The sequence below is a fragment of the Streptomyces coffeae genome (assembly GCF_016741875.1).
Classification (GTDB): domain Bacteria; phylum Actinomycetota; class Actinomycetes; order Streptomycetales; family Streptomycetaceae; genus Streptomyces; species Streptomyces coffeae.
On record NZ_JAERRF010000081.1, the window covers coordinates 1 to 5,905 of the forward strand.

The 5,905-nt window shown below is 74.4% G+C and carries 2 protein-coding genes; both read left to right on the forward strand.

From position 1 onward, the window contains the following. Positions 1–4,180, forward strand: a 4,180-nt coding sequence (locus tag JK363_RS40840; protein WP_201883395.1) for an SDR family NAD(P)-dependent oxidoreductase, incomplete at its 5' end; no start/stop codon positions are given. A 23-nt stretch (positions 4,181–4,203) separates the two neighbouring features. Next, positions 4,204–5,905 (forward strand): type I polyketide synthase (locus JK363_RS40845; protein WP_443726319.1); only part of this gene is annotated, 1,702 nt, incomplete at its 3' end.

Below are 5,905 nucleotides of genomic sequence, written 5' to 3' on the forward strand. Positions count from 1 at the left end.
TGCCCGGCAGGCGGTGGAGGAGGTGCTGACCTGCCTCGAGGGCCGGCGCACCAAGCCGCTCGTGGTCAGTCATGCGTTCCATTCGCCGTTGATGGAGCCGATGATGGCGGAGTTTCGCGAGGTCGTGGCCTCGATCACGTACGCCCTGCCGCGCATTGCGGTGGTGTGCGATACGACCGGACTGCTGGGTGACGGCGGGGAGTTGAGCACCCCCGAGTACTGGGTGCGGCACGTCCGCGAGGCCGTCCGGTTCGCCGACGGCGTGCGGATGCTGGCTGCGCAGGGCGTCACCGCCTACCTGGAGCTGGGCCCCGTCGGCGTACTGACGCCGATGGTGCAGGAGACGCTGGAGGAGACCGAGATCCAGGCGGTCGCCGTCGCCGCCCAGCGCCCGGACCGCGGGCAGCCGCGCTCCCTCGTCGAGGCGCTGGCCGCCCTGTGGACGCACGGCGCCGACGTCGACTTCGCCGCCTTGACCTACGGCCGCCCGGTGGACCTGCCGACGTACGCGTTCCAGCGCCGCCGCTACTGGCAGCAGGACCTGCCGACCGGCGGCGGGGACCCGGGCACCTGGGGCCTGGTGGCCGCCGGGCACCCGATGCTCGGCGCCGCTGTCCCGCTGGCCGGCGGCGACGGCACCCTGCTCACGGGCAGCCTCTCGGTGCGCACCCACCCCTGGCTCGCCGACCACGTGGTGGCGGGCGCCGCCCTGGTCCCCGGCACCGGCCTGGTCGAGATGGCGGTACGGGCCGGCGACGAGGCGCGCTGCCCCCGCCTGGAGGAACTCGCCCTGCGAACACCGCTCGCGGTGCCGGCCTCCGGCAGCGTCGCCGTGCAGGTGCGGGTCGGCGAGGAGGACGACTCCGGCCGCCGCCCGGTCACCGTGTACGGGCGCCCGGACGGCGAGCGCGAGTGGACCCGGCACGCGGACGGCGTCCTCGCCCCGCAGGAGCCCGGCGAGGCCCCGGACCTGGCCGCGTGGCCGCCGGCCGGCGCGGAACCAGTGGAACTGGACGGCTTCTACGAGCGGTTGGCCGCCGAAGGCTACGGGTACGGGCCCGCTTTCCAGGGGCTCACAGCCGTATGGCAGCGCGGTGACGAGGTCTTCGCCGAGGTGCAGCTGGCCGAGCGGGAGCAGGCGGAGGCCGGCCGGTTCGGCCTGCACCCGGCGCTGCTCGACGCCGCGCTGCACGCGGGACTTGCTGCCGGTGACCCGGGCGGGGAGGTACGGCTGCCGTTCGTGTGGAGCGGAGTCAGCCTGTTCGCGGAGGGCGCCGCCCAGGTCCGCGTCAGGCTGGCCCCGCAGGGCGACGGGGGGCTGACCCTGCGCCTGGCAGACGTCGAGGGGCGGCCGGTCGCCGAGGTGGACCGGCTGGTGACCCGCCCGGTGACGGCCCGGCAGCTCAAGCGGTCCGCCGACCACGACGCACTGCTCCGGCTCGACTGGGACCTGGTCGCTGCGGACGGCACGGTGCCGTCCGGGCAGTGGACGGTGCTCGACTCGGAAGGCGAAGTTCCGGCAACCGGTGCCGAGTTCAGGGTGCTGACGGTGGCCCCGGCCGGGACCAGAGAGGTGCGCGGCGCGGTCCGCTCGGAGACCGGGCGGGTGCTGGGCGCCCTGCAGACCTGGCTCTCCGACGAGGGCCCCGCCGACGCACGGCTGGTCGTCGTCACCCGGGACGCGTTCACGGTGCGTGCCGGGGACGCGGCTCCGGATCCGGTGCACGGCGCGGTCTGGGGCCTGGTGCGCTCCGCGCAGACCGAGCATCCGGGGCGGTTCCTGCTCGTGGACCTGGAGGGCGGTGCCGACCTGTCCGACGCGCTGCCCGCGGCGCTCGCGGCCGACGAGCCCCAACTCGCCGTCCGAGGCGGCGACCTGTTGGTGCCGCGCCTCGGCCGGGCCGCCGACGGCGGGGCGCTGATCCCGCCGGCAGGCGAGCACTGGCGCCTCGATGTGACCGAGCCCGGCACCTTCGAGAACCTGGTCCTGTTGCCCGCGCCGGAGAAGGCGGCACCGCTCGGCCCGACCGAGATCCGCGTCGCGGTCCGGGCCGCCGGCCTCAACTTCCGAGACATCATGCTGGCCCTCGACATGTACCCCGAGCGCACGGCGATGGGAGGCGAGGCGGCCGGCGTCGTCACCGAGGTCGGGGCCGAGGTCACGGACTTGGCACCGGGGGACCGGGTGACCGGCGTGGTGCCCGGCACACTGGGCACCACCGCGGTGACCGACGCACGCACCATGGTGCGGATCCCCGACGCCTGGACGTTCGAGCAGGCAGCCTGCGTGCCGGTGGCCTACCTCACCGCGTACTACGGCCTGGCGGACCTCGCCGGGCTGCAGTCGGGCGAGCGGGTGCTGGTGCACGCGGCGGCGGGCGGCGTCGGCACCGCCGCTGTGCAGATCGCCCGCCACCTGGGCGCCGAGGTCTTCGCCACCGCGAGCCCCGGCAAGTGGGACGCTCTGCGCGCCGCCGGCCTCGACGCAACGCACACCGCATCCTCGCGCACCCTCGACTTCGAGCGGGAGTTCCTCGCGGCGACCGGCGGACGCGGCATGGACGTGGTCCTGGACAGCCTGGCCGGGGAGTTCGTGGACGCCTCGCTCAGGCTGCTGCCCGGCGGCGGCCGGTTCGTCGAGATGGGCAAGGCCGACCTGCGCGACCCGGCGCAGGTGGCCGCCGACCACCCCGGCATCACCTACCGCGCGTACGACATGACGGAAGCCGGCCTGGACCGCACGCAGGAGATCCTGACCGAGATCGTGCGGCTCTTCGAGACCGGTGAGCTGCACCACCCGCAGATCACCGCCTGGGACATCCGGCAGGCCCCGGAGGCCTTCCGGTACATGAGCCAGGCGCAGCACATCGGCAAGATCGCGCTGACCCTGCCGTCGGTGTGGAACACCGAGGGCACCGTCCTCATCAGCGGCGGCACCGGCACCCTCGGCGCGCTGCTCGCCCGGCACCTGGTGGCCGAACATGGTGTGCGCCACCTGCTGCTCGCCGGACGGCGTGGACTCGGCGCCCCCGGCGCGGCGGCGCTGAGCGAGGAACTGCAGGCCGTCGGCGCCGAAGTGTCCGTGGTCGCCTGCGACATCGCCGACCCGGACGCGGCTGCCGACCTGCTCGCCAAGATCCCCGCCGACCGTCCGCTGACCGCCGTGGTCCACCTGGCCGGCGTATTGGACGACGGCACCATCGAGGGGCTGACTCCGCAGCGGCTCGACACCGTGCTGCGGGGCAAGGCGGACGCCGCGCTCACCCTGCACGAGACCACCCGGCATCTGGACCTGGCCGCGTTCGTGATGTTCTCGTCCGCCTCCGCCGCACTCGGCAACGCCGGACAGGCCAACTACGCGGCCGCCAACGCCTTCCTCGACTCGCTGGCCCAGCGTCGCCGGACCCAGGGACTGCCCGGCCAGTCCCTCGCCTGGGGGCTGTGGTCACAACAGGGCGGCATGGCAGATGGGTTGGGCAGCGGCGAACTGGCCAGGATCGCCCGGGCCGGTCTCGCGCCGATCACCGGCGAGCAGGGGCTCGCCCTGTTCGACGCGGCCCTGCTCACCGACGAGCCACTGCTGCTCCCGGTCCGCCTGGACGACGCCGGACTACGGCGCCACGCCGACACCGTGTCCCCGCTGCTGCGCGGCCTGGTCCGGGCACCCGTACGGCGCGCGGCGAGCACCGCCGACGAGGCCGCCGTTGCTTCCGAGGCCGAGGCGCTGCGCGAACGGCTGGCCGGCCTTGACCGGGAGGGACAGAGCCGGCTGCTGCTCGACCTGGTCCGCGGCCATGCCGCGAAGACCCTCGGCCACGGCGGCCCCGAGGCCATCGACCCCGAACGCGGGTTCATGGACGGCGGGTTCGACTCGCTCACCGCGGTCGAACTGCGCAACCGGCTCGGCGCGGCCGCCGGCCGTCGGCTCCCGGCCACCCTCCTGTTCGACTACCCCGCCCCGGTGCCCCTAGCGGAGTACCTGCGCACAGAACTCGTACCCGACGCCGGGCACGCCGAGGACGGGCCGGACCAGCCGGCCGCCCGTGACCTCACGGCCGACATCGACACCGAACAGGCGGTCAGCGCCGTGGACGACCTCGACCTGGCCGGCCTGCTGCGGCTGGCCCACGGCACCACTGCCAACGACGCACACGACGAATCCGAAGGGCAGAGCTCGTGACCACTGACGCCTCCACCGAGCAGATCGTCGGCGCGCTGCGGGCCTCCCTGAGAGAGACCGAGAAGCTGCGCCTGCACAACCGCAGACTCCAGGACGCCGCGCATGCGCCACTCGCCATCGTCGGCATGGCCTGCCGCTACGCGGGCGGGGTGCGTTCGCCCGAAGACCTGTGGGAACTCGTCGCCGCCGGACGTGACGCCGTCACCGCACTGCCCGAGGACCGCGGCTGGGACACCGAGGGCATGTACGCCCCTGACCCGGATGCGCTCGGCAAGGCGTACGTGCGCGGCGGCGGGTTCGTCGACGACGTCACCGCCTTCGACGCGGACTTCTTCGCCGTACCCCCGCGCGAGGCCCGCACCATGGACCCGCAGCAGCGGCTCCTGCTCGAGACCTCCTGGGAGGCGATCGAGCGCGCCGGGTTCATCCCGCGTTCGCTGCGCGGCACCGACGTCGGCGTCTTCTACGGCACCGGCTGGTCCGACTACACCACCCGTCTGACGCATCCGCCCGCCGAACTGGAGGGCTACTTCGTCACCGGCAACACCCAGAGCGTCATCGCCGGTCGCGTCTCGTACCTGCTCGGCCTCGAAGGGCCCGCGGTCAGCATCGACACCGCGTGCTCCTCCTCGCTGGTGGCCCTGCACCTGGCCGCCCAGGCGCTGCGCAACGGCGAGTGCTCACTCGCGCTCGCCGGCGGGGTGAGCCTGATGGCGGGCCCGCGGGTGCTCACCGAGTTCAGCCGCATGCGGGGTCTGTCGCCCGACGGCCGGTGCAAGGCCTTCGCGGCCGAGGCGGACGGCTTCGGCCCCGGCGAGGGCGTCGGCGTGCTGCTCCTGGAACGCCTCTCCGACGCACGCGCCAAGGGCCACCCGGTCCTCGGTGTGCTGCGCGGCTCCGCCGTCAACCAGGACGGTGCCAGCAGTAACCTCTCGTCCCCCAACGGCCCCTCCCAGCAGCGCGTGATCCGCGCCGCGCTGGCCGCCGCCCGGATCGCTCCCGGCGACATCGACGCGGTCGAGGCGCACGGCACGGGCACCCCGCTGGGTGACCCCATCGAGGTGCAGGCGCTCCAGGCCACGTACGGGAAGGACCGCCCCGCCGACCGGCCGCTGTGGCTCGGCTCGGTGAAGTCGAACATCGCGCACACCCAGGCCGCGGCCGGTGTGGCCGGCGTCATCAAGATGGTGATGGCGATGCGGGCCGGCGAGCTGCCACGCACCCTGCACGTCGACCGGCCGTCCCCGCACATCGACTGGGACGCCGGCTCCGTGGCGCTGCTCGGCGAGGCCCGTCCGTGGCCCGATACGGATCACCCGCGCCGGGCCGGCGTCTCCTCGTTCGGCATCAGCGGCACCAACGCCCACGTGATCGTGGAACAGGCCCCCGCCGAGGAGGAGCCCGCCGCGACTCCGGCCGACGCCCCCGTGGTGCCGTGGGTGGTATCGGCCCGCACCGAGCAGGCCCTGCGCGAGCAGGCCCGGCGCATACGGGACTTCATGGCCGCCGGGTCCGCACCGCACCCCGTCGACGTCGGCCACTCGCTCGCCGTCACACGCAGCGTCCTGGAGCACCGCGCGGTGGCCCTCGGCGCCACCCGCGACGAACTCCTCGCCTCCCTGACCACGCTCGCCGAGGGACAGGGTCCCCAGGGCACGGCCCGCGGCAGCGCCCGGACGGTGTTCCTGTTCTCGGGGCAGGGGGCGCAGCGTGTGGGGATGGGGC